Annotated in this window: 18 protein-coding genes and 1 pseudogene; 10 read left to right on the top strand and 9 right to left on the bottom strand. The window is 75.3% G+C overall.

Annotated features, from left to right (window positions below; genetic code table 11):
• The first annotated feature begins 2 nt into the window (after positions 1-2).
• Together VM636_RS03215 and VM636_RS03210 are read left to right on the top strand one after the other, a co-directional pair.
• Positions 3-1,805: an ABC transporter permease subunit gene (locus VM636_RS03215; protein WP_053912906.1), complete on the top strand. Its 1,803-nt coding sequence runs from the start codon at positions 3-5 to the stop codon at positions 1,803-1,805.
• Positions 1,802-3,064: an MFS transporter gene (locus VM636_RS03210; RefSeq protein WP_030422307.1), complete on the top strand. Its 1,263-nt coding sequence runs from the start codon at positions 1,802-1,804 to the stop codon at positions 3,062-3,064. Before VM636_RS03215 ends, VM636_RS03210 begins: the two co-directional genes overlap by 4 nt.
• 601 nt (positions 3,065-3,665) lie before the next feature.
• On the opposite strand, the gene VM636_RS03205 is transcribed toward VM636_RS03210, so the two are convergent.
• A complete protein-coding gene (locus VM636_RS03205) occupies positions 3,666-4,451 on the bottom strand; it encodes a CDP-alcohol phosphatidyltransferase family protein (RefSeq protein ID WP_338483154.1) in 786 nt (261 codons plus the stop codon).
• A 107-nt stretch (positions 4,452-4,558) separates the two neighbouring features.
• Here VM636_RS03205 and VM636_RS03200 point away from each other — a divergent pair, with 107 nt between their 5' ends.
• The 5 genes and pseudogenes from VM636_RS03200 to VM636_RS03180 form a co-directional block, all read left to right on the top strand.
• Positions 4,559-5,575, top strand: a complete 1,017-nt coding sequence (locus tag VM636_RS03200; protein WP_338483153.1) for a zinc-binding alcohol dehydrogenase — start codon at positions 4,559-4,561, stop codon at positions 5,573-5,575.
• 149 nt (positions 5,576-5,724) lie between these two features.
• Positions 5,725-6,123: a 6-carboxytetrahydropterin synthase gene (locus tag VM636_RS03195; protein WP_030422304.1), complete on the top strand. Its 399-nt coding sequence runs from the start codon at positions 5,725-5,727 to the stop codon at positions 6,121-6,123.
• On the top strand, positions 6,120-7,340 hold the full coding sequence (locus VM636_RS03190; RefSeq protein ID WP_051821506.1) for a glycosyltransferase family 4 protein: 1,221 nt from the start codon (positions 6,120-6,122) through the stop codon (positions 7,338-7,340). The genes VM636_RS03195 and VM636_RS03190 overlap by 4 nt, the downstream gene beginning before the upstream one ends.
• On the top strand, positions 7,337-8,359 hold the full coding sequence (locus tag VM636_RS03185) for a class I SAM-dependent methyltransferase (protein WP_338483151.1): 1,023 nt from the start codon (positions 7,337-7,339) through the stop codon (positions 8,357-8,359). The genes VM636_RS03190 and VM636_RS03185 overlap by 4 nt, the downstream gene beginning before the upstream one ends.
• Positions 8,278-9,243 (top strand): annotated as a pseudogene (locus VM636_RS03180) (lysylphosphatidylglycerol synthase transmembrane domain-containing protein); the annotation flags it as partial. The gene VM636_RS03185 and the pseudogene VM636_RS03180, both read left to right, overlap by 82 nt.
• Positions 9,244-9,539: 296 nt before the next feature.
• On the opposite strand, the gene VM636_RS03175 reads toward VM636_RS03180, so the two are convergent.
• A complete protein-coding gene (locus VM636_RS03175; RefSeq protein ID WP_338483150.1) occupies positions 9,540-10,298 on the bottom strand; it encodes a creatininase family protein in 759 nt (252 codons plus the stop codon).
• Between the two features lie 41 nt (positions 10,299-10,339).
• On the opposite strand from VM636_RS03175, the gene ribA reads away from it, so the two are divergent.
• Positions 10,340-11,002, top strand: a complete 663-nt coding sequence (ribA, locus tag VM636_RS03170) for a GTP cyclohydrolase II (protein WP_030422299.1) — start codon at positions 10,340-10,342, stop codon at positions 11,000-11,002.
• A gap of 78 nt (positions 11,003-11,080) precedes the next feature.
• On the opposite strand, the gene VM636_RS03165 is transcribed toward ribA, so the two are convergent.
• Positions 11,081-12,448: an MFS transporter gene (locus tag VM636_RS03165; protein ID WP_030422298.1), complete on the bottom strand. Its 1,368-nt coding sequence runs from the start codon at positions 12,446-12,448 to the stop codon at positions 11,081-11,083.
• 394 nt (positions 12,449-12,842) lie between these two features.
• Positions 12,843-13,508, bottom strand: coding sequence for a TetR/AcrR family transcriptional regulator (locus tag VM636_RS03160; RefSeq protein WP_030422297.1), 666 nt, complete (start codon positions 13,506-13,508; stop codon positions 12,843-12,845).
• 208 nt (positions 13,509-13,716) lie between these two features.
• On the opposite strand from VM636_RS03160, the gene VM636_RS03155 reads away from it, so the two are divergent.
• Positions 13,717-14,592, top strand: coding sequence for a shikimate dehydrogenase (locus VM636_RS03155; protein ID WP_338483148.1), 876 nt, complete (start codon positions 13,717-13,719; stop codon positions 14,590-14,592).
• A 30-nt stretch (positions 14,593-14,622) separates the two neighbouring features.
• Positions 14,623-16,419, top strand: coding sequence for a TIM barrel protein (locus tag VM636_RS03150; RefSeq protein WP_338483146.1), 1,797 nt, complete (start codon positions 14,623-14,625; stop codon positions 16,417-16,419).
• 13 nt (positions 16,420-16,432) lie between these two features.
• Here the strand turns inward: VM636_RS03150 and gnd are convergent, their stop codons facing one another.
• The 5 genes from gnd to VM636_RS03125 all read right to left on the bottom strand — a co-directional run bounded on the left by gnd (position 16,433) and on the right by VM636_RS03125 (position 23,849).
• Positions 16,433-17,305 (bottom strand): phosphogluconate dehydrogenase (NAD(+)-dependent, decarboxylating), encoded by an 873-nt coding sequence (gene gnd, locus VM636_RS03145; RefSeq protein WP_030422294.1) that lies wholly within the window; start codon positions 17,303-17,305, stop codon positions 16,433-16,435.
• 6 nt (positions 17,306-17,311) lie between these two features.
• Positions 17,312-18,970, bottom strand: coding sequence for a glucose-6-phosphate isomerase (gene pgi / locus VM636_RS03140; RefSeq protein ID WP_338483143.1), 1,659 nt, complete (start codon positions 18,968-18,970; stop codon positions 17,312-17,314).
• The gene (gene opcA, locus VM636_RS03135) at positions 18,963-19,898 is read right to left on the bottom strand and encodes a glucose-6-phosphate dehydrogenase assembly protein OpcA (protein ID WP_338483141.1); all 936 of its coding nucleotides are present in this window, start codon (positions 19,896-19,898) and stop codon (positions 18,963-18,965) included. The genes pgi and opcA overlap by 8 nt, the downstream gene beginning before the upstream one ends.
• Positions 19,895-21,712 carry a glucose-6-phosphate dehydrogenase gene (zwf, locus tag VM636_RS03130; RefSeq protein WP_338483140.1) on the bottom strand — a complete coding sequence of 606 codons (1,818 nt, stop codon included), beginning with the start codon at positions 21,710-21,712 and terminating at the stop codon, positions 19,895-19,897. The genes opcA and zwf overlap by 4 nt, the downstream gene beginning before the upstream one ends.
• Before the next feature lie 742 nt (positions 21,713-22,454).
• Positions 22,455-23,849, bottom strand: coding sequence for a glycoside hydrolase family 16 protein (locus tag VM636_RS03125; protein ID WP_338483138.1), 1,395 nt, complete (start codon positions 23,847-23,849; stop codon positions 22,455-22,457).
• Positions 23,850-23,970 lie beyond the last annotated feature (121 nt).

The following is a 23,970-nucleotide window of genomic DNA, read 5'->3' as shown; positions in this document are numbered from 1 at the left end:
CCGTGCGCCGGCAGGTGACCGCCCTGGTGTGGCGGGCCGTGCTCGCCGCCGCCCTGGTGTGCGGCATCGGCCTGCTGCCCTGGCTCACGCGTACCGACCCGGCGCTGACCGTCCTCAAGGCCCGCTCCGCCGACCGCGATCCGACCCCCGAGGTCCTCGCCGGCATCCGCGAGCAGCTCGGCCTCGACGCCGGCCCGCCGCACCTGCTCGCCCGCTGGCTTCGCGGGCTCGTCCACGGGGACGCCGGGGACTCCTGGATCTCCGGCACCCCCGTCCTGCCCGACCTGGCGCGGGCGCTCGGCGTCTCCCTGCTCCTCATGGCGCTGGCGCTGGCCGTCGCCGCGCTCACCGCCGCCCTCGTCTGCGCCCGCACCCTGCGCCTCGGCGCGCGGCGGCGGCTCGGCGGACGGCGCCGGGGCGGCACCGGCTCCGCGATGACCGCCGCGCTGCCCGAGTTCCTGCTCGCCTCGGTCCTCGCCACCGTCGTCGGCGTCCAACTCGGCTGGCTGCCCGCCCTCGGCTGGTACGGGCCCGCGTGGACGGTGCTGCCCGCGCTCGCCCTGGGCCTGCCCGCCGGGGCCCTGCTCGGGCGGCTCCTCGACGACCTCCTGCCCGGTGCCTTCGGCGAACCGTGGGCGCTGGCCGCCGCCGCCCGCGGACTGCCCGGCCGGAGGATCGCCCGCCAGGCGCTGCGCCGCTGCGTGCCCGCGCTCCTGCCCAACCTGGGCCTCTTCGTCGTCGGACTGACCGGCGGCGCGGTCGCCGTCGAGCGGGTCTTCGACATCCCCGGCCTCGGCCGCGCCACCCTTCAGGCCGCCCTCGCCCAGGACCTGCCCGTGCTCCAGGCGGGCACCCTCGCCCTGGTGCTGCTGGCCGCCCTCGCCACCGGCGCCACCCGGCTCGCGGCCCGGCTGCTCACCGGGCCCGCCCTGCGCGACGGCGCCCTCTTCTCCCTGCACCGGCCCGCCCCGCCCGGCCGCGCCCTGCCACCGCTGCTGTGCGGTGCCGCGCTGCTGGCCGTGACCGTCGCCGGGCTCGCGCGCGACCCGCTCGCCGTCGCCACCGGGCAGCGGCTCGAAGCGCCGTCCGCCGCGCACCCCTTCGGCACCGACGCCCTCGGCCGCGACCTGCTGGCCCGGGTCGGCCACGGCGCCCTCGACACCCTGCTCCTCGCCGGCGCCATCACGGTCGTCGCCCTCGTCACCGGCGTGCTGCTCGGCCTCGTGCCGCGCCTGTCCGGACCGCTGGTCGACACGGTCAACGCCGTCCCGCCGGTCCTCGTCGCGCTCCTGGTCACCGCCGTCGCCGGGAGCGGTACGGCCACCCCGGCCCTCGCCGTGGCCGCCGTCGCCTGGGCGCCGCTCGCCGCACACACCGCGTCCCTCCTGGCCCAGGAACGCGCCACCCTGCACATCACCGCCACCCGTGGACTGGGCGCCGGACGCGGGTACCTGCTCCGCCGCGAACTGCTCCCCGCGGTGCTGCCGTCCGTGCTCCGCCACGCCCTGCTGCGGCTGCCCGGCGTCGCCCTGGCCCTCGCCTCCCTCGGCTTCCTCGGGCTGGGCGCCCAGCCGCCGTCCCCCGAGTGGGGCCTGCTCCTCGCCGAGAACCAGCCCTACGCCGAACGCGCCCCCTGGTCCGTGCTCGCCCCGGCCGCCGTGCTCGCCCTGCTCGGCGCGGTGGCCGTCACCGCCGCGGGCGCCCTGCGCCGACCGCGGCGGCGGCACCGTACCCCCGTACCCGAGGCACCGCCGGCCGGGCGTGCGGCCGGGGCCGGGCGGAAGACGCTCGTGGAGGCCGGATGACCACCCTGTCCGAGGGCCGGGCCGCGCGGGCGACCGGGCGGGGCCCGCGCCTGCCGCTGTCCCCGCTGCTGAGACTGCTCGTCCTCACCCAACTCGCCTTCAACCTCGGCTTCTTCGCCGTACTGCCCTTCCTCGCCGACCATCTGGGGCAGGGCATCGGCATGGCCGGCTGGCTGGTCGGTCTCGTCCTCGGCCTGCGCACCTTCAGCCAGCAGGGCCTCTTCGTGGTCGGCGGCGCGCTCGCCGACCGGTACGGCATCCGGCCGGTCGTGCTGGCCGGCTGCGTGCTGAGGATCGCCGGTTTCGGCTGGCTGGGGTACGCCGAGAGCACCGCGGCCGTCGTCTCGGCGGTGCTGCTCATCGGGTTCGCCGCCGCCCTGTTCTCCCCGGCGGTCGAGTCCGAGGCCGCCCGGCAGGCCGTCCGGTGGGAACGGGAGGGCGGCGGGGACCGGACCCGGGTGCTCGCGCTGTTCACCGTCGCCGGGCAAGTGGGCGCCTTCGCCGGTCCGTTGCTGGGCGCGCTGCTGCTCGCCGTCGACTTCCGCACCGCGTGCCTGGCCGGCGCGGGCGTCTTCGTCCTGGTCCTGGCCGGGCACGTGTGGCTGCTGCCGCAGCACCTGCCCGGCCGGGAGCGCACCCGGGTGCGGGGCGGGGCCCGGCTGCTGCTGCGCAACCGGCGCTTCCTCGCGCTGTGCGCCGCCTACGGCGCCTATCTGCTCGCCTACAACCAGCTCTACCTCGCCCTGCCCGCCGAGGTGACCCGGGCCGCCGGCTCCCAGGCGCCGCTGGCCTGGCTCTTCGCGCTCTCCTCGCTGCTGGTGGTGTCCGCGCAACTGCCGGTCACCCGGTGGGCGGGGCGGCGGCTGACGATGCGCCGGTCGATGGCGGCGGGGCTGGTGACGGTGGCGGCCGGGTTCGCCGTCGTGGCCTGTGCCCAGCCTGCCGGGCCGACGGGCACCGCCGGTCTGCTGCCCGCCGCCGCCTTCGTGGTCCTGCTGACCCTCGGGCAGATGCTCGTGGCGCCCGTCGCCCGAGCCTGGGTGCCCGACCTCGCCGAGGAGGGCCGCCTCGGCCTCTACACGGGGGCACTGTCCTCGGTCTCCGGCCTGATCGTCCTGGCCGGCAGTTCCGCGACCGGCCTGCTGCTGGACAGCGGGCTGCCGACGGCGGTGCCCTGGCTGGTCCTCGCCGCGGTGCCGCTGGGCGCGGCGGTCCTCCTGCCGCGCACGGAACGGAGCGGGGCCACGGGCCCGGGGTGAGGGGCGCGGGCGGACACCCCGGACGGGGACCGTCCCGACCCGTCACCGAGCGGATCGCGCCGCCACCGGGCGGGAGCGGGGCGGGGGCGACGGGGACGGGTGAGGGGCGCGGCCGGCCGCCGCCGACGGCGTACGTACGCGGCCAGTCACCGAGCCCCGGTGCCGCCGAGCCGCCGGACCGCCCGCGACGCCCGCCGCGATCCCACCGCGCCGCCGGCCAACGGAGCCCGGCTCCGCCTCGCGCCCCGGCCCTGTGCCCCGCTCTGCCCCGTGCCCCGCCCGGCTCCGCCTCGCTCCCCGGCCCGGTGCCGCCGGACCGCCCGCGACGCCCGCCGCGATCCCCACCGCGCCGCCGGCCGACGGAGCACGGCTCCGCCTTGCGCCCGGCCCTGTGCCTCGCTCGGCTCCGTGCCCGCGACGCCCGCCGCGATCCCCACCGCGCCGCCGGCCGACGGAGCCCGGCTCCGCCTCGCGCCCCGGCTCCGCCTCGCGCCTGTCCCGGTGCCCCGCTCGGCTCCGGCCCCGCTCGGCCCCGTGCCCCGCCCGGCTCCCGCCCGCCCCATCCTCGCGCCCGGACCCCGTGTCCGCTCGCAAGGGCCCCTCACCGCGTCACGAGTGCCCGCACCGTCGTGGGCTCCGGCGCCGCCGCCGGCCTCGCCGGCGTCGGGGGCCGGCGGCGCGAGGTGCGCCACAGCCACAGCACGTCCCGGCCGAAGGACCACGCCAGCAGGCCCAGCGCGAGCAGCGCCACCCCGGTGTTGACCGCGTCCGGCAGCAGCCGGGCCCCCGCCACCAGCAGCAGGACGCCCTGCAGTGCCGCGACCGTCTTGCGCGCGGTGCTCGGCGGCAGCGGCGCGGTCAGCCACGGCCACACCCGGGCCGCGGCGACGAACCCGTACCGCATGCCGCCGATCAGGAGTACCCACGGGCCCAGGTCGGCGGCGACGTGGACGCTGAGCACGAGGATGAGGAAGGCGTCCACCTCCATGTCGAAGCGGGCTCCCAGCGCGGTCGAGGTGCCCGTGCGGCGGGCGACCTGGCCGTCGACGCCGTCGAGGAGCAGCGCCACCGCCGTGAGGCCGACGAGCAGCGAGACCGGAGGCGCGCTGCGGAAGGAGTCCGCGACCAGCGCGGTCACCCCGCCGACCAGGGTGGCCCGGCCGAGCGTGACCCGGTTGGCCGGGCCGAAGGACGGCGGCCGGGTCCGGCCGAGCGCCCGGGTGAGGACGGCCCAGGTGGCGAACGCGAACGCCAGGCCGCTCAGCCAGCCCGCCGTGCCCATGCCGATCGCCGTGCCGAGCAGCGCCAGCAGCAGCACCTGCACGGCCGCTCCCACCGCGGTCTCCCGCTGCGGGGGCCTCGCGTCGTACGTGTTGTTCCGGGCCACCGAACACCCTCCGGCCGTGTGACAGAGTCGATCAACGCCGCTACCTTGTGCGCGGCCTGTGCCCCCTCGGTACGTGGCAGGCTTCCCGATCGTTCAGGAGGACGACGATGACCCCCACCATCCGGACGAGCACGACGCCCCGTACGGCGCACGCGTTCTGGCTCGACGCACCCGGCCGGGGCACCGTCCGCGAGGTGGAACTGCCCGCGCCGGGCCCCGACGAGGTGCTGGTGCGCGCCCTGTACTCCGGCGTGAGCCGGGGCACCGAGACGCTGGTCTTCCAGGGCCGCGTGCCCGAGAACCAGTACGCGGCGATGCGCGCCCCCTTCCAGGAGGGCGACTTCCCCGGCCCGGTGAAGTACGGCTACCTCAGCGTCGGCGTCGTCGAGGAGGGGCCGGCGGAGCTGACCGGCCGCACCGTCTTCTGCCTCCATCCGCACCAGACCCGCTACATCGTCCCGGCCGCCGCCGTCACCCCCGTACCGGCGTCGGTGCCCGCCGCGCGGGCCGTGCTGGCCGGCACGGTGGAGACCGCCGTCAACGCCCTGTGGGACGCGGCGCCCCTGATCGGGGACCGGATCAGCGTGGTCGGCGGCGGCATGGTCGGCTGCTCGGTCGCCGCGCTGCTCGCCCGGTTCCCCGGCGTCCGCGTCCAGCTGGTCGACGCCGACCCGGCCCGCGCGGCGGTCGCCGCGGCGCTGGGCGCCGACTTCGCCGCGCCCGCCGACGCCGAGGGGGAACGCGACCTCGTCGTGCACGCCTCCGCCACCGAGGCCGGGCTCGCCCGCTCCCTCGAACTCCTGCGCCCCGAGGGCACGGTCGTCGAGCTGAGCTGGTACGGGGACCGGCGCGTCGCCCTCCCGCTCGGCGAGGCGTTCCACTCCCGGCGCCTGACGCTGCGCGGCAGCCAGGTCGGCACCGTCTCCCCGGCCCGTGCCGCGACCCGCGGTTACGCCGACCGGATGGCCCTCGCCCTCGACCTGCTCGCCGATCCGGCGCTGGACGCCCTCGTCTCCGGAGAGTCGGACTTCACCGAACTCCCCGTCGTCCTCGCCGAGATCGCCTCCGGAGAGCTGCCCGCCCTGTGTCACCGCGTCCGCTACGGGGACCCCGACCCGTCCTGACGTCCCGCCACGCCCGGGACGGCCCCGTGCCTGACCTTGAGAAAAGAGGTGCGGCACGCTGAACACGGCACGGTACGCGGCCGTAATAGACGGCACCCCGCGCAGCGACCGGCGGGGGATCAGACGCGCCACACCTGGAGGGTCGTCCGTTGTTCAGCATCACCGTCCGCGATCACATCATGATCGCCCACAGTTTCCGCGGCGACGTCTTCGGGCCCGCGCAGGCCCTGCACGGCGCCACGTTCCTGGTGGACGCCACGTTCCGGCGCGAGCGGCTCGACGACGACAACATCGTGGTCGACATCGGCCTGGCCACCCAGGAACTGAGCGCGGTGGCCGGAGAGTTGAACTACCGCAACCTCGACGAGGAACCCGACTTCGCCGGCATCAACACCTCCACGGAGTTCCTGGCCAAGGTCATCGCCGACCGGCTCGCCGAGCGCGTCCACAAGGGCGCGCTGGGCGAGGGCGCCAAGGGCCTGTGCGGCCTCACCGTCACCCTGCACGAGTCGCACGTCGCCTGGGCGAGTTACGAGCGCGCGCTGTGAACCACACCACCACCGCGCCCGGTCCGGCCGCCACCGCCCCCGGCCGCTCCGGCCGGCTCGCCCACGTACCCGCACAGGCGTCCGCCCGGACCGCCCCGAGGAACGGCGGGATCATCCCCATGTCCCTGCGCTCCGTGCACTTCGTCATGCCGGGCGGGGTCGACGACCCCGCCGCGCCCAGCGGCGGCAACGCCTACGACCGGCGCATCGGCCTCGACCTGCCCGGCTTCGGCTGGCGGGTGCGTCCCCTGACCGTGACCGGCGACTGGCCCCGCCCGGACGAGGCCGCCCGTACCGAACTCGCCCGCGTCCTGCGCCGGTTGCCGGACGGTGCCGTGGTCCTGCTGGACGGGCTGGTGGCATGCGGCGTCCCGGAGGTCGTCGTCCCGGAGGCCGAGCGGCTGCGCATGGTGGTCCTCGTCCACCTCCCGCTCGGCGACGAGACCGGCCTCGCCCCCGCCGTCGCCGCCGACCTGGACGCCCGGGAGCGGGCCGTGCTGCGCGCGGTGTCCGGGGTCGTCGCCACCAGCGACTGGGCGGTGCGCCGCCTCGTCTCCCACCACGGCCTCGCCCCCGAGCGCGTCCACGCCGCCGCCCCCGGCGCCGACATCGCCCCGCTCGCCCCCGGCACCGACGGCGTCTCGCGGCTGCTGTGCGTCGCCGCCGTCACTCCGCGCAAGGGCCAGCACCGGCTGGTCGAGGCGCTGGCCGCGGTGGCGGACCTGCCGTGGAGCTGCGTGTGCGTCGGAGGGCTCGGCCACGACCCGGCGTACGTCGACCGGCTGCGCGCCATGATCCGCGACCACGGGCTGGAGGACCGGCTGGAGCTGGCCGGACCGGCCTGCGGCGCCGACCTCGACGCCCGTTACGCCACCGCCGACCTGATGGTCCTCACCTCGTACGCCGAGACGTACGGCATGGCGGTGACCGAGGCGCTGGCCCGCGGCATCCCCGTGCTGGCCACCGACGTCGGCGGCCTGCCGGAGGCCGTCGGCCGCGCCCCCGACGGCGGGGTGCCCGGCATCCTCGTCCCGCCGGAGGACCCCGCCGCGCTCGCCGCCGAACTGCGCGGCTGGTTCGGTGAGGCCGACGTACGGCGCCGGCTGAAGTCCGCCGCGCGCCACCGCCGCGCCGCGCTCGACGGCTGGGCCTTGACGGCCCAGAGCCTGGCCGGCGTACTGCGCCGGCTGCCGAGCGAGCCTTGGAGGGCCGCATGACGAGCCCCACGGCACCCGCCGACCCCGCGGGCGAGGCGCCCGGCGCGGCCGGGCCGGACGGGGTGATCCCCGGCGCCGGTCCCGCCGCGCGGCCCGGCGAACGCCCCGCCCCGCCCGCCCCCGGAGCCCCACGGGCACACGGGCGGCACGAGGGGCACGAGGGGCACGCGGCGCCCGAGGGGGAGGAGCCCCCGCGCTACGCGCCCGAGTGGCTGCGGCTGCGGGAGGGCGCCGACGCCGCCGCCCGCGCCCACGACCTGCTCGACCCGCTCCGCATCCGCCTCGCCAACCTGCCCGGCCGCGCGGGCGGCCGGATCGTGCACGACCTGGGCTGCGGCACCGGTTCCATGGGGCGCTGGCTCGCCCCCCGCCTGGACGGCGCCCAGCACTGGATCCTGCACGACCGCGACCCGTACCTGCTGCACTTCGCCGCCGTCGGCACCCCGCGCTCGGCCGCCGACGGCAGCCGCGTCACCGTCGAGACCCGGCGCGGGGACATCGGCCGGCTCACGCCGGACGCGCTGGCCGGCGCCGCGCTGGTCACGGCGTCCGCACTGCTCGACGTGCTCACCGCCGAGGAGGTCGGCGCCCTCGCCGCCGCCTGCGCCGGCGCGGGTTGCGCGGCGCTGCTGACCCTCTCCGTCGCCGGACGCGTGGATCTGACCCCCGCGCATCCCCTGGACGGCGAGATCGCCGCGGCGTTCAACGACCACCAGCGGCGCACCGGACTGCTCGGCCCGGACGCCGTCCCCGTCGCCGCCGACGCCTTCGCCGCGCACGGCGCGACCGTACGCCTGCACGCCAGCCCCTGGCACCTGGGCGACGGCGACGCCGGGCTGACCGGGCAGTGGCTGCGCGGCTGGGTCGGCGCGGCCGTCGAACAACGCCCGGAACTGCGGGAACCGGCCGCACGGTACCTGGCGGCGCGGCTCGCCGAGTGCGCCACCGGCGCCCTGCGGGTCACCGTCCACCACAGCGACCTGCTCGCCCTGTGCCGTCCGGCGGGCGGCACCCGGTGAGCAGCCCGGTGGCCGACGCGCCGGCCGTCCCGGGGCCGGGCACCGCCCGTGTGCCCCGGCCGCGCCGCGCCCTGCGGGCCGTGCGCCCCCACCTGGGGACCCTCGCCGGAGTCACCCTCCTCGCCGTGCTGCTGTGGCGCCTGGGCACCGGCGCCTTCCTGGACGGGCTGCGCCGGATCGACGGGCCGACGCTTCCGGCGGCGCTCGGCATCGGCCTGGTGACCACGGTCTGCTCGGCCTGGCGCTGGTCCCTGGTCGCCCGGGGGCTGGGCATCCGGCTGCCGCTGGGCCCGGCCGTGGCCGGCTACTACCGCGCCCTGTTCCTCAACGCGGCCCTGCCCGGCGGCGTCCTCGGCGACGTGCACCGCGCGGTACGCCACGGGCGCGACGCCGGGGACCTGCGGCGCGGGGTGCGGGCCGTCGTCCTCGAACGGGCCGCCGGGCAACTGGCGTTGATGGGCGTCGGTGGGGTGGTGCTGCTCACGATGGAGTCGCCCGTGGCGGCCCCCGCCCAAAACCTCGCCCCGGTCGCCGGACTGGCCGTCCTCGGGGCGCTCGCCGTCGTGCTCGCGGTACGGAGGAGCAGGCCGGGCTCGTACCGTCCGGGGCGCCGGGGCCGGGCCGTGCGGGCGGTGCTGGGCGAGGTGCGCCGGACGCTGCTGTCGCGGCGTACCGGGCCGGGGATCGCGCTGTCGTCCGCCGTCGTCCTGGCCGGACACCTCGGCATGTTCGTGCTCGCCGCCCGGGTCGCGGGAAGCGCCGCCCCGGTGACGGTGCTGGTGCCGCTGGCCGTCCTCGCGCTGCTCGCGATGGGGCTGCCGCTGAACGTCGGCGGCTGGGGCCCCCGGGAGGGCGTCACCGCCTGGGCGTTCGGCGCGGCCGGGCTGGGCGCCGGCAGCGGCCTGGCCGTCGCCGTGGTCTACGGGGTGCTCGGCTTCGCGGCGAGCCTGCCGGGCGCCGCCGTCCTGGTGGCGCGCCGCCGCGCCACGCGGGAGGCCGAAGTCACCGGTGCCGTGGGCGGGGCGGGCCCGGCCGCCGGCCCGGCGCACCCGGGTCCGCCACTGCGGGGCGCCGCGCGGCCGGCCCCGGGCGGACCCCGGGAACGAGCCGCCCGGGGGCGGCCCGGTCCGGCGGCCGGGGCGGTGGGCGGCGCCGAGCCGCGCCCCGCGCCCCGCGTCGCCTATGCGCGCTCGTCGCCCCGCGCGGGAACGTCCGCCGAGGTGAGCAGCGAGAAATACGCGCCGAAGGAATCCGCGAGACTCGCCAGGATTTTCTTCCCCTTTTCCGCGGAACCGAGTGAAGGCCGCCCGACGACACCGGAATCGGTATAGGCGGACATACCGAGGGAGAGCAGATGACGCCGGTCGTCGGAGAGGACATCGGCGGCCTCGTAACCGGGCCGGACGAATTCGGGATGGGCGTGGAGGAGGAGGGAGGTCTCGATTTCCCCCGCGTGCATGTCGGTGAGGAGCGAGGTGGCCACCCCCGCCCGCTCCCGCGCCGTCTCCCAGTCCTCCACGGACGGGAACAGCGCCATCCGCTCACCGCGCGCGGAGGACTCCTGAACGAGGTTGCCCAGCACGTAGTTGCCGCCGTGTCCGTTGACCACCACCAGGGCGTCGACGCCCGAGCGGCGCAGCGATTCCGCTATGTCCCGTACCACCGCGTGCAGGGTGACCGCGGAGATGCTGACGGTGCCGGGCCAGGCGGCGTGCTCGTGCGAGCAGCCGATCGTCACCGGCGGCAGCAGGTGCACCGGGTGGTCGGCGGCGATCCGGCGGGCGATCGCGCAGGCGACGAGGGTGTCGGTCGCCAGCGGCAGGTGCGGACCGTGCTGCTCGAAGCTCCCCACCGGCAGCACGGCGACCTGCCGTGCCACTCCGGCGGCCCGGCCGCGCACATCCTCCGTGGTGTCCGCCGGCACCAGTGAAACATCCATTCCCGCACGGCCTTTCGTCTCTGTTGAGGAACGTGAGAATCATGACAGACAGCATGGGCATGCTCGGCAAGAAAGCAGCGCAGCGCACCGGTGTGGAACGGGTCGTGGTGACGCCGCTTCCCACCGTGTACGGGGAATTCCGGGCAATCGGATATGTGGACCACGACCGCGGCGACGAGCACGTCGCCCTGGTCCACGGCGACCCGGGCGCCGCCGGCGTGCTCACCCGGCTGCACTCGGAGTGCCTGACGGGGGACGCCTTCGGTTCGCGGCACTGCGAGTGCGGCGACCAACTCGCCTCGGCCCTGCGCGCGGTGGTCGCGGCGGGCCGCGGCGTCGTCCTCTACCTGCGCGGTCACGAGGGGCGCGGCATCGGGCTGCTGGCCAAACTGCGGGCGATGGCCTTGCAGGCGGAGGGCCTGGACACGGTGGAGGCGAACCTCGCCCTGGGCCTGCCGGTGGACGCCCGGGACTACGGGGCCGCCGCCGGGATGCTGGCGGACCTCGGGGTGGAGTCGGTGCGGCTGATGTCCAACAACCCGCGCAAGCGGGAGGCGTTGGCGCTGCACGGCATCCGCGTCGACGAGCAGGTGCCGCTGCTGATCCCGCCGTGCGAGAGCAACATCACCTATCTGCGCACCAAGCGGGAGCGCCTGGACCACCACCTGCCCCACCTGGACGCGATGGTCCACGCCTCGTCCTGACCCCGGCCGGGGACGAGGGGAGGGCGGTGCGGGCCCGGCGCGCCGGACCCCGCCCGCCCCCTCCGGCGTCCGGCCGGCTCAGACGTCCACCGTCTCCCGCCGGGCCGGTTCCCCGGCCGTCCGTTCGCCCAGGTCCTCCGTCGGGACCTCGTGCGTCTCGCGTGCGGTGAGCGCGGCGATCACCGGCGGGACGCACAGGGCGGCCGTGAAGAGGGCGACCGCGAACCAGTCGTCCCCGCCGGGACCGGCGATCTGCGCCGCGAACGTCACCGCGAACCCGGCCACCGCGAACCCGATCTGGGTGCCGATGGCCACGCCGGAGAGCCGGACCCGGGTCGAGAACATCTCGCCGTAGAAGGCCGGCCACACGCCGTTCGCGGCGCTGTAGACGACACCGAAGGCGACGATGCCGAGCAGGAACGTCAGCGCGTACGAGCCGGTCGAGATCGCCCACAGGTAGAGGAACATGGCGCCCGCGCTGCCGGCCGCGCCGATCAGGAACACGGGGCGGCGCCCGACGCGGTCGGAGAGCATGGCCCACAGCGGGATCGCGCCCAGCGCGACGACGTTGGCCAGCGCCCCGACCCACAGCATGGCCGTACGGGACATGCCGACCGCGTCGCTCGTGGCGTACGCCAGCGCCCACACCGTGAAGATGGTGCTGACCGAGGCGATGAGCGCGGCGGCCACCACGCGCAGCACGTCCGCCCAGTGGTCGCGGGCGAGCACGGCCAGCGGCATCTTCACGGTGCCGCCCGCGCCGGCCGCCTGCTGGGCGACGAAGGCCGGGGTCTCGTCCAGCTTGCGCCGGATCACGAAGCCGACCACGGCGACCGCGACGCTCATCCAGAACGGCACGCGCCAGCCCCAGGAGAGCAGGTGTTCCTCGGGCAGCGCGGCGACCGGCAGGAAGACCAGGGTGGCGAGCAACTGGCCGCCCTGGGTGCCGCTGAGGGTGAAGCTGGTGAAGAAGCCGCGCCGGTTCGGGGGCGCGTGTTCCAGCGTCATGGAGTTGGCGCTCGCCTGCTCGCCGGCGGCGGAGATGCCCTGGAGCACGCGGCAGAGCACCAGCAGTGTCGGAGCGAGGGTGCCGACCTGGTCACGGGTGGGCAGGCAGCCGATCAGGAAGGTCGACACGCCCATCAGCATCAGGGTGAACACCATGATCTTCTTGCGGCCGAGGCGGTCGCCGACGTGGCCGAGGAAGAAGGCGCCGACCGGACGGGCCGCGTACGCGACGCCGAAGGTGGCCAGCGACAGCAGGGTCGCGGTGGCCGGGTCGGACTCGTCGAAGAAGACCTCCGGGAAGATCAGCGCGGCGGCGCTGCCGTAGATGAAGAAGTCGTAGTACTCCAGGGCGCTGCCGATCCACGCGGCGGCTGCGGCCTTCCTGGGCTGGCCGGGCGGCGCGGCGTCGGCGGGTGTCGGGGCGGCGGGGACGGACACGGCGTGCTCCTTCGGGAAACTCCACCGTAGGCAACGTACGGGGGAGGGGAGGGGACGGGGACGGGGACGTGCGGGGTGTGGGGGAGGATGCCGGTCGGCTAATTAACCCACTGGATAGTTAGTCGCGGTGGGAGGGATGTTGCGCGCAGGTTTCCCGTGTGTCAAGGGGTGTCGTCCAGCGGACCGCTCCGCCGCGCCCGCCAGCGCCCGTCCCGCCGCGGCCCGCGTCGCCCGGAGGACCGCCCGCCGCGCACCGGTCGCCCCGCCCTGGGGCCCCGGCCGGCCCGGGTGGGCCCGCGCGGGCGCGGCGGGGCGACGAGCCGACGGGGGCGACGGGCCGACGCGGCGGCCGTCGACGGGCCGAGGGGGCGACGGCCCCGCGCCCCGCCCGCGTTCAGTCCCGGGCGCGTTCCGCCGTCAGGTAGGCGATCACCATGTCGCCGAGCATGGTCCGGTAGTGCGCGCGCCGGGCCGGGTCGACCAGGTCGCGGCCGAACAGCGCGCCGAAGGTGTGCCGGTTGGCGACCCGGAAGAAGCAGAAGGAGCTGATCATCGCGTGCAGGTCGACGGCGTCGACGTCGGCCGTGAACAGCCCGGAGCGCCGCCCCTCCGCGAGGATGCGGCGGATCACCTCCAGGGCCGGGGAGCCCATGCGGGACAGCATCTCCGAGGAGGCGATGTGCTCGGCCTCGTGGATGTTCTCGATGCTCACCAGACGGATGAAGTCCGGGTGCTCCTCGTGGTGGTCGAAGGTCAGCTCCGCGAGCCGGCGGATGGCCGCGACCGGGTCCAGGTGGTCGACGTCGAGCCGCTGCTCCGCCTCCCGGATCACGCCGTAGGCCCGCTCCAGGACGGCCGTGAAGAGCTGCTCCTTGCCGCCGAAGTAGTAGTAGATCATCCGCTTGGTGGTGCGGGTGCGGGCGGCGATCTCGTCGACGCGGGCCCCGTCGTAGCCGGCCCGCGCGAACTCGCGCGTCGCCATGTCGAGGATCTCGGCCCGGGTGCGGGCGGCGTCGCGGGTGCGCGCGCCTGATCGTGCCGGTTCGTCGACGCTGGTCATCGGGTTCCTTCGGCTGCGGGCGGGCGAGGAGCTGAGGGGCCCGGGAGGTCCAGGGGCCGGTGCCGGTGATTGTAGAAGGCGCCCGTCGCGGCCGGTGGCGGAGCGCCGGAGGGACTTCCCCGCGGCCCCGTCCACCTGCTATGACTAACGTACTGGTTCGTACATTAGTTGCCCGGGTTCCGTGCCCGAGCCCTCAGGAGGTCCCCCGGTGGCCAAGGACGCGTATCTCGTCGGACTGATCGGTTCCGGCATCGGCCCGTCGCTCAGCCCCGCGCTGCACGAGCGGGAGGCCGACCGGCAGGGCCTGCGCTACGTGTACCGGCTGATCGACATCGACACCCTCGGGGTGCCGCCCGCCGCGGTGGGCGACCTGCTGCGGTCCGCACGCGACCTCGGCTTCGACGGGCTGAACATCACCCACCCCTGCAAACAGCTCGTCATCGAGCACCTGGACGCCCTCTCCCCGCAGGCCGAGGCGCTGGGCGCGGTCAACACCGTCGTCTTCGACGGGGGCCGGGCCCTCGGCCACAACACCGACGTCACCGGATTCGCCGCCTCCTTCGCCCGCGGACTGCCGGACGCCGCGCTGGAACGGGTCGTGCAGCTCGGCGCCGGCGGGGCGGGCGCGGCCGTCTCCCACGCCGCCCTGACCCTCGGCGCGGAACGGGTCACCGTCGTCGACGCCGCCCCCGGGCGGGCCGCCGCCCTCGCCGGCTCCCTCAACCGGCGCTTCGGGCCGGGCCGGGCCGCCGACGCCGCCCCGGAACGGCTGCCCGCCCTCCTCGCCGACGCCGACGGCCTCGTGCACGCCACCCCCACCGGCATGGCCGCCCACCCCGGGCTGCCGCTGCCCGCCGCGCTGCTGCGCCCGGGACTGTGGGTCGCCGAGGTGGTCTACCGGCCGCTGGAGACGGAGCTGCTGCGCGCCGCCCGCGCCGCCGGCTGCGCCACGCTCGACGGCGGCGGGATGGCCGCCTTCCAGGCCGCCGACGCGTTCCGCCTCTTCACCGGGCGGGAACCCGACGCCGGGCGGATGCTGGCCGACATCGCCCCCCTGGCGCAGGCCCTCGGGGCCCGCCCGTAGGCCCCGGACCGAAAGAGAGAGGTACCCCCCGTGCGGACGTCCATCGCCACCGTCTCCCTGAGCGGATCGCTCACCGAGAAGCTCACGGCCGCCTCCCGGGCCGGCTTCGACGGCGTGGAGATCTTCGAGAACGACCTGCTGGCCGGCCCCCTCGGCCCGGAGGAGGTCCGCGCCCGCTGCGCCGACCTCGGCCTCACCGTCGACCTCTACCAGCCGCTGCGGGACCTGGAGGCCCTGCCGCCCGACGAGTTCGCACGCGCGCTGCGCCGGGCCCGGCACAAGTTCGAGCTGGCCCGCCGGCTCGGCACCGACACCGTCCTGGTCTGCTCCAGCGTCTCCCCGCACGCCGTGGACGACGACGCCCTCGCCGCCGGGCAACTGAGCACGATCGCCGACGCGGCCCGCGAACACGGCGTGCGCGTCGCCTACGAGGCCCTCGCCTGGGGCCGCCACGTCAGCACCTACGACCACGCCTGGCGCATCGTCCGGGCCGCGGGGCACCCCGCGCTCGGCACCTGCCTGGACAGCTTCCACATCCTCTCGCGCGGCAGCGACCCCCGGGGCATCGAGGACATCCCCGGCGACAAGATCTTCTTCCTCCAGCTCGCGGACGCCCCGCTGCTCGCCATGGACGTCCTCCAGTGGAGCCGCCACTACCGCTGCTTCCCCGGCCAGGGCGGCTTCGACGTCGCCGGACTCCTGCGCCACGTCCTGCGCACCGGCTACGACGGACCGCTCTCCCTGGAGGTCTTCAACGACGTCTTCCGCCAGTCCGAGGCCGGGCCGACGGCCGTGGACGCCCAGCGCTCGCTGCGCCTGCTGAAGGAGGCGGCCGGCGTCGACGCGCCGCCCGCGCCCGTCGTGCCCACCGCGGTCGCCTTCGCCGAGCTGGTGACGCCCGACGCCGCGCCCGTCACGGCCGTCCTGGACGCCCTCGGCTTCACCCGTACCGCCCGCCACCGGGGCAAACCCGTGGACCTGTGGCAGCGGGGCGAGGCCCGCGTCCTGGTCAACACCGGACCCGGCGAACGCCGCGACGGCACCCACCTCGCCGCCGTCGGACTGGAGTCGCCCGATCCGGCCGGGGCGGCCCGCCGGGCCGAGGCCCTGCTCGCCCCGGTGCTGCCGCGCCGCCGCGCCCCCGGCGACGTCCCGCTGGAGGCGGTCGCCGCGCCCGACGGCACCGAACTGTTCTTCTGCGCCACCGGGCGCCCCGGACTGCCCGACTGGCGGGCCGACTTCGAGGACACCGGGCAGGCCCCCGGCGACGGCGGCCACTGGCGGGTCGACCACCTCTCGCTCACCCAGCCCTGGCACCAGTTCGACGAGGCCGCCCTCTTCCACCGCGGCGTCCTCGGACTGCGCCCGCAGGAGAGCGTGGACGTCGCCGACCCGTACGGCCTGCTGCGCAGCCGCGCCGTCACCAGCGAGGACGGCGCCGTCCGCATCGTCCTGACGGTCGGCCCGGCCCCGGCCGACGCCACCGCGCACGCCCAGCACATCGCCCTCGGCACCGACGACGTGGTCGCCGCGGCCCGCCGCTACCGCGACGCCGGCGGCCGGCTGCTGCCCATCCCCGCGAACTACTACGACGACCTCGCCGCCCGCCATACCTTCGCCGACGGCGAGCTGGAGACCTACCGGGAACTGGGCATCCTCTACGACCGCGACGAGTACGGCACCTTCCGGCACTGCTACACGCACACCGTCGGCCGCGTCTTCCTCGAACTCCTCCAGCGCGACGGCGGCTACCGGGGCTACGGCGCGGCGAACGCGTTCGTCCGCCTCGCGGCGCAGCACGCGGTACGCAAGTACGCCGTCGCCTGACCGGGCCCGGCGGCTACTTCTTCACGGCGTGGCCGCCGAACTGGTTGCGCAGCGCGGCGACCATCCGCATCTGCGGCGAGTTCTCCTGGCGGGAGGCGAAACGGGCGTACAGCGCGGCGGTGATCGCGGGCAGCGGCACCGCGTTGTCCACGGCCGCCTCCACGGTCCAGCGGCCCTCGCCCGAGTCGTCGGCCCAGCCGCGCAGCTTCTCCAGGTGGTGGTCGTCGTCGAGGGCGTTGACGGCGAGGTCGAGGAGCCAGGAGCGGATGACGGTGCCCTGCTGCCAGGAGCGGAAGACCTCGCGGACGTTCTCCACCGAGTCCACCTTCTCCAGCAGCTCCCAGCCCTCGGCGTACGCCTGCATCATCGCGTACTCGATGCCGTTGTGGACCATCTTGGAGAAGTGCCCGGCGCCGACCTTCCCGGCGTGCACGTACCCGTAGGGGCCGTCCGGCTTGAGCGCCTCGAAGATCGGCTTGAGGCTTTCGACGTGCTCGTCGTCGCCGCCGACCATGAGCGCGTAGCCGTTGCGCAGCCCCCACACGCCGCCGGAGACACCGGCGTCGACGAAGCCGATACCGCGCGCGTGCAGCTCCTTGGCGTGCCTCTCGTCGTCGGTCCAGCGGGAGTTGCCGCCGTCGACGACGATGTCGCCGGGTTTGAGCAGGGTCGCCAGTTGGTCGATGACGTGCTGGGTGGCGCCGCCGGCCGGGACCATCACCCAGACGGCGCGCGGCCGGTCCAGCCCCTCGACGAGGTCGACCAGGCCGGGCACGTCGGACAGCGCGGGGTTGGTGTCGTAGCCGATGACGGTGTGACCGGCGTTGCGCAGCCGCTCGCGCATGCTGCCGCCCATCTTGCCGAGTCCAACGAGGCCGATCTGCATGTCAGTTCACTTCCCGATGTCGCGGTAGGCGGCCACCAGCGCGGCCGTGGAGGGGTCGAGGCCGGGGACGTGGGCGCCCTCGGAGAGGGCGGGTTCGACGCGGCGGGCGAGGATCTTGCCGAGTTCGACGCCCCATTGGTCGAAGGAGTCGATGTTCCAGACGGCGCCCTGGACGAAGACCTTGTGTTCGTAGAGGGCGATGAGCTGGCCGAGGACGGAGGGGGTGAGCTGGGGGGCGAGGATGGTGGTGGTGGGGTGGTCGCCGTGGAAGGTCTTGTGGGGGACGAGTTCCTCGGGGACGCCTTCCTCGCGGACCTCGTCGGGTGTCTTGCCGAAGGCGAGGGCCTGGGTCTGGGCGAAGAAGTTGGCCATCAGCAGGTCGTGCTGGGCGCCGAGGGTGTCGTCGAGTCCCGGTACGGGCCGGGCGAAGCCGATGAAGTCGGCGGGGATCAGCTTGGTGCCCTGGTGGATCAACTGGTAGTAGGCGTGCTGGCCGTTGGTGCCGGGGGTGCCCCACACCACGGGCCCGGTCTGCCACCGCACCGGCTGCCCGTCGCGGTCGACGGACTTGCCGTTGGACTCCATGTCGAGTTGCTGGAGGTAGGCGGTGAAGCGGGAGAGGTGGTGGCTGTAGGGCAGCACCGCGTGGGACTGGGCGCCCAGGAAGTTGCCGTACCAGATGCCCAGCAGGCCCATCAGCAGCGGCACGTTGGCCTCGGGCGGCGCCGTGCGGAAGTGCTCGTCGACGAGGTGGAAACCGTCCAGCAGCTCACGGAAGCGGTCCGGGCCGATGGCGATCATCAGGGAGAGGCCGATGGCCGAGTCGAAGGAGTACCGGCCGCCGACCCAGTCCCAGAACTCGAACATGTTGGCCGTGTCGATACCGAACTCCGCGACCTTCTGCGCGTTCGTGGACAACGCGACGAAGTGCCGGGCCACGGCCGCCTCGTCACCGAGGGCGTCCAGCAGCCGGCTCCGCGCGGACGTGGCGTTGGTGATCGTCTCGATCGTCGTGAACGTCTTCGAGGCGACGACGAACAGCGTCTCCGCCGGATCCAGGTCCCGCGTCGCCTCGTACAGATCGGCCCCGTCCACGTTCGACACGAACCGGAACACCAGGGAGCGGTCGCTGTAGTCACGCAGCGCCTCGTAGGCCATCGCGGGGCCGAGGTCGGAACCACCGATGCCGATGTTCACCACGTTCCGGATACGCCGGCCGGTGTACCCGGTCCACTCCCCGGAACGCACCCGCTCCGCGAAGGCCGCCATCCTGTCCAGCACGGCGTGCACCCCGGGGACCACGTTCTCCCCGTCCACCTCGACGACCGCCCCCCGCGGCGCCCGCAGCGCCGTGTGCAGAACGGCGCGGTCCTCCGTCGTGTTGATCCGCTCCCCGCGGAACATCGCATCCCGCAACGCGAACACACCGGTCGCGGACGCCAGTTCACGCAACAACGCCAGCGTCTCATCGGTCACCAGGTGCTTGGAGTAGTCGACGTACAGGTCGCCGACGCGTGCCGTGTACCGCTCGGCGCGGTCCGGGTCCTCGGCGAAGAGCCGGCGCAGGCTCGGACGCGGCAGGGCGTCCGCGCGGTGGTCCTCCAGCGCGGTCCACTCCGGCCGCAGGGTGAGCACGGCGGCGCCGGGGGCGGGGGCGTCAGACACGGGTCCGCTCTCCCTCGGAGGACTCGCCGCGCAGGGCGATGGCGTACATCTCGTCCGCGTCCAGCCGCCGCAGCTCCTCGGCCAGGAGTTCGGAGGTGGGGCGGACCTTCAGGGCGAGGGAGCGCGGGGGCTGGCCGGGCAGGGTCATCGTGGCGAGGGGGCCCTCGGGCCGGTCGACGACGATCTCGCCGCCCGCGGTGCCGAGCCGGACGGCGGTGACGACCGGACCGTCGGTGATCACCCTTTCCACCCGCACCTTCAGCCGCGCCTCCAGCCAGCGGGCGAGCAGTTCGGCGGCCGGGTTCTCCGCCTCGGCCTCCACGGCCGCCGAGGTGACCTCGGCCCGGGCCTGGTCCAGTGCCGCCGCCAGCATCGAGCGCCACAGCGTCAGCCGGGTCCAGGCCAGGTCGGTGTCGCCCGGCGTGTAGGAGCGGATGCGGCTCTCCAGCACCTCCATCGGCCGCTCCACCGCGTACAGGTCGGTGATCCGGCGCTGGGCGAGGGCTCCGAGCGGGTCCTGCGCCGGGTGTTCGGGCGCGTCGACGGGCCACCAGACGACGACCGGGGCGTCCGGCAGCAGCAGCGGCAGCACGACGGAGTCGGCGTGGTCGGACACCTCGCCGTAGGTGCGCAGCACCACCGTCTCCCCGGCGCCCGACTCGGAGCCCACCCGGACCTCGGCGTCGAGGTGGGAGAGGGTGCGTTCGCGCAGGTTGCGCGGGTGGCGCCGGATGACGACCAGGGTGCGGGCCGGATGCTCGTGGGAGGCTTCCTCGGCCGCCTTGATCGAGTCGTAGGCGTTCTCCTCGTCGGTGACGATGACCAGCGTGAGCACCATGCCGACGGCGGGGGTGCCGCTGGCCCGGCGGCCCCGCATCAGCGCCTTGTTGACCTCGCTTGCCGTGGTGTCGGTCAGATCGATCCTCATGGCCTGCGCCAGCTCCGTCCGTCTCGTGCGAGCATCTCGTCGGCTTCCCGCGGTCCCCAGCTTCCCGAGGCGTACCGGGCGGGCCTGCCGTGCGCGGCCCAGTACTCCTCGACCGGATCGAGGATCCGCCAGGACTCTTCCACCTCCTGGTGCCGGGGGAACAGGTTGGCGTCGCCCAGAAGGACGTCCAGGATCAGCCGTTCGTACGCCTCGGGGCTGGACTCGGTGAAGGACTCGCCGTAGGCGAAGTCCATGGACACGTCCCGGATCTCCATGGAGGTGCCGGGGACCTTGGAGCCGAAGCGGACGGTCATGCCCTCGTCGGGCTGGACGCGGATGACGATCGCGTTCTCGCCGAGTTCCTCGGTGGCGCTGGTGTCGAAGGGGGAGTGCGGGGCCCGCTGGAAGACCACGGCGATCTCCGTGACCCGGCGGCCGAGGCGTTTGCCGGTGCGCAGGTAGAAGGGGACGCCCGCCCAGCGGCGGTTGTCGATGGCCAGGCCGACGGCGGCGTAGGTGTCGGTCGTGGACGCCGCGTCGATGCCCTCCTCCTCCAGGTAGCCGCAGACCTGGGCGCCGCCCTGCCAGCCGCCCTCGTACTGCCCGCGCACCGTGTGCGCGCCGAGGTCGTCCGGCAGCCGGACGGCGCGCAGCACCTTCAGCTTCTCGGTGAGCAGGGAGGGGGCGTCGAAGGCGGCGGGTTCCTCCATCGCGGTGAGGGCGAGGAGTTGCAGGAGGTGGTTCTGGATGACGTCGCGGGCGGCGCCGATGCCGTCGTAGTAGCCGGCCCGGCCGCCGATGCCGATGTCCTCGGCCATGGTGATCTGCACGTGGTCGACGAAGGACCGGTTCCAGATCGGTTCGAACATGGTGTTGGCGAAGCGCAGCGCCAGGATGTTCTGGACGGTCTCCTTGCCCAGGTAGTGGTCGATGCGGAAGACCTGGTCGGGTTCGAACACCTCGTGCACGAGGGCGTTGAGCTCGCGGGCGCTGGCGAGGTCGTGGCCGAAGGGCTTCTCGATCACCGCGCGGCGCCAGGACCCCCGCGGGGCGTCGGCCAGTCCGTGGTCCTTGAGCTGCTGGACGACCTTCGGGAAGAAGCGGGGCGGCACGGAGAGGTAGAAGGCGTAGTTGCCGCTGGTGCCCTGCGAGGCGTCCAGCTCCTCCACGGCCTCGCGCAGTCGTTCGAAGGCGGTGTCGTCGTCGAAGTCGCCGGGGACGAAGCGCATGCCGGCGGCGAGTTGCTGCCAGACCTCCTCGCGGAAGGTGGTGCGCGCGTTCTCCTTGACGGCGTCGTGCACGACCTGCGCGAAGTCCTGGTCCTCCCAGTCCCGGCGGGCGAAGCCGACCAGGGAGAAGCCCGGCGGCAGCAGGCCGCGGTTGGCCAGGTCGTAGACGGCGGGCATGAGCTTCTTGCGGGACAGGTCACCGGTGACGCCGAAGATGACCAGTCCCGAGGGGCCGGCGATCCGGGGCAGGCGGCGGTCGCGCGGGTCCCGCAGGGGGTTGCGCCAGTCGAGTGGCGGCGAGGGGGTGACGGTGCCCGCGGGCGGCCGTCGGCCGCCCTTCCCCGCGGCGCGGCCGGGCTGCTCTCCGGAGCCGTCGCCGGAGCTCTCCCCGGACCCGTTCGCGGTGGCCCCGGCCGCCTCGGTGTCCCGGGCGCCCCCGGCCGGGCCGGGGCCCGTGCCGCCCCGGCCCCCGCCGTCCGGTGCGGAGCCTCGCGGCTCCCCGGCCGTCCGGGCCTTGTGCCCGCCGTCCGCTTCCTCCGCCGCTCCGGTCCCGTGGACCGTCGTCGCGGGAGGCTCCTCGCTCATTCCCCGTCAACTCCCTTGCCGTCGAGGACTCCGTCGTCGCACCGCATCCGTACCCACCCGGCCCGCCGGGGCCGCCCGGCGGGCACCGCCTCCCGGCCGCCGGGCGCGGCCGGTGACCGGTCCGCGGGGCCGGGGGTGACCGGCCCCTTCCCTACAGGGTGTCCCGATATGCCGCGACCTGCCTCCCCCGCTGGGGCCGCCGCGGGTGTTCGGTGCCGGGCGCGACGGACGGTCCACCCTGCTCACGGTCGTGCGGGTACCGCGGAACGGGGTCGATCATGCGGTCGGGTCTCGGCCCCGTGCGCGCGGGGCGAAGGAGTCCCTCACCTCGGGAACTGGGCCTCCAGCGCCTCGGCCCCGTGCGCGCGGGCCGCACGAGGCCGGGCGGGGCCGGGCGGGGCCGTACCCGGACTTGTCCCGGGCCGGGCGCCGGGGGAGCCCGCCGGAGTGGTGGCCGCGCCCGTCCGATCGCCCCGGGGCCCCGCCCCGGCGACCTCCCGGCCGACGTCGGCTCCCGGCCCGCGCCGGCCGTCCCGGGCGGACACCACCGCCGAGGTCCGGCCGCCCGTCACCGCCGGGCGCTCGCACCACGCGGCCCGTGGCACCGCCGCCTTCGCGCGCACCGAGGACGCCTGCGCCGCACCCCCCGGACGCCACGAGTGCGCCCCCGGGCCGGCGCGGTCGGACGGCCGAGGGGGCCCCGCGGTGCGGAGCCCCCTCGGTGCGCGCGGTCGCCGCCGGGTCAGCGCCCGAAGGTGAACCAGTTGACGTTGACGAAGTCCGCCGGCTGCCCGCTGGTGAAGGTCAGGAACACGTCGTGGGTGCCCGTCACCGGGCTGATGTTGGCCGGCACGGACCGCCACGACTGCCAGCCGCCCGTGTCGCCCACCGAGAAGCTGCCGACCGGGGCGTTGGCCCGGCTGTCGAGACGCACCTCGACCAGCCCGCTGACCCCGGTCGCGGCCCCGCTCGCCACCCGCGCGGTGAACTGCCGGGCCGGTGTCGAGCCGAACCGCACGCCCTTGTACTGGGCCCAGTCGCCGTTGGCGAGCGCGGCGAGGTTGTGGCCGCCGCCGGAGTCGGTGGTGACCTCGGTCAGCACGCCGGACTGGGCGTCGTACGACTCGGCCTGGATGGTGCCGTAGGCGTCACGGCTGCCGGAGGGCGGGGGAGTGGTGCCGCCCCCGCCGCTGGACAGCACCCGCACGTAGTCCACCAGCATCGAGTGGCCGGGCTGGGTGCCGGCGTCCGGGCCGCCGCCGAACGCGTCGGGGAAGCCGCCGCCCATGGCCACGTTGAGGATGAGGAAGTATCCGTGGTTCGTGGCGTTGGCCCAGGTCGTCGCGTCGACCTGGTCGGCGCGCACGGTGTGGTAGTGGTTCCCGTCGACGAGGAAGCGGATCTCCTCGACGCTCTTGGAGCGGTCCCACTCCACGCCGTAGGTGTGGAAGGCGGCCTGGCAGGTGGCGCCGGGACACGTGGTGCTGCCGCCGATGCCGGTGGTCTCGTTGCACGGGCCGCCCGGCGAGGTGCCGCAGTGCATCGTGGCCCACACCGTGTTGATGCCCTGGGTGTTCTCCATGATGTCGATCTCGCCGACACCGGGCCAGTTCCAGTAGTTGCCCCGGTAGGGGCTGCCGAGCATCCAGAACGCCGGCCAGTAGCCCTTGGCGGCGGCCCCGGTGACGTTCGGGACCTGGATGCGGGCCTCGACGCGCAGGGCGCCGCCGGCCGGGGGCTGGAAGTCGGTGCGCCGGGTCTCGATCCGGCCGGAGGTCCAGTTGCCGGCGGCGTCGCGGCGCGGGGTGATGCGGAGGTTGCCGTTGCCGTCGAGGGAGACGTTGTCCGTGCTGGACGTCATCGTCTCGATCTCGCCGGTGCCGAAGTTGGCGGGACCGCCCGGGTACGACGTCCCGGTCGTGTACTGCCAGTTGTCGGTGTTCACGCCGGTGCCGGCCGGCCCGTCGAAGTCGTCGGCGAAGACCTGCGTCCAGCCGGACGGGGGCGGCGGGGCGGCGGCGCTCGCGGACGGGCCGGTGACGGCGGTCGCGCCGGCGGCGAGGCCGAGCGCGCCGACGACGGCCACCAGCGCCCGGTGCCAGGGACGGCGTCTGGGCGTGCCGGAGGTCTCACTCATGGGGGGTCGCCTCTCGGGTGCGGGGGTGTGAGGGGTGGGTCACCACGGAGCGCGCGGGCGGTCGCGGGAACCGCGCCTGAGAGCGCTCTCAGGATGCGGCCAATGTGCTCTGAGACGTATC

Source organism: Streptomyces sp. SCSIO 75703, assembly GCF_036607905.1.
In the GTDB taxonomy this organism is placed as follows: domain Bacteria; phylum Actinomycetota; class Actinomycetes; order Streptomycetales; family Streptomycetaceae; genus Streptomyces.
The sequence above is the reverse complement of the archived record's forward strand: the minus strand, read 5'-3'. Positions and strand labels throughout refer to the sequence as shown.

Coding starts and splice junctions, on each gene's coding strand:
- VM636_RS03210 (WP_030422307.1), top strand. CDS start 1,802: ATGACCACCCTGTCCGAGGGCCGGGCCGCGCGGGCGACCGGGCGGGGC.
- VM636_RS03200 (WP_338483153.1), top strand. CDS start 4,559: ATGACCCCCACCATCCGGACGAGCACGACGCCCCGTACGGCGCACGCG.
- VM636_RS03185 (WP_338483151.1), top strand. CDS start 7,337: ATGACGAGCCCCACGGCACCCGCCGACCCCGCGGGCGAGGCGCCCGGC.
- VM636_RS03175 (WP_338483150.1), bottom strand. CDS start 10,298: ATGGATGTTTCACTGGTGCCGGCGGACACCACGGAGGATGTGCGCGGC.
- ribA (WP_030422299.1), top strand. CDS start 10,340: ATGACAGACAGCATGGGCATGCTCGGCAAGAAAGCAGCGCAGCGCACC.
- VM636_RS03160 (WP_030422297.1), bottom strand. CDS start 13,508: ATGACCAGCGTCGACGAACCGGCACGATCAGGCGCGCGCACCCGCGAC.
- gnd (WP_030422294.1), bottom strand. CDS start 17,305: ATGCAGATCGGCCTCGTTGGACTCGGCAAGATGGGCGGCAGCATGCGC.
- opcA (WP_338483141.1), bottom strand. CDS start 19,898: ATGAGGATCGATCTGACCGACACCACGGCAAGCGAGGTCAACAAGGCG.
- zwf (WP_338483140.1), bottom strand. CDS start 21,712: ATGAGCGAGGAGCCTCCCGCGACGACGGTCCACGGGACCGGAGCGGCG.
- VM636_RS03125 (WP_338483138.1), bottom strand. CDS start 23,849: ATGAGTGAGACCTCCGGCACGCCCAGACGCCGTCCCTGGCACCGGGCG.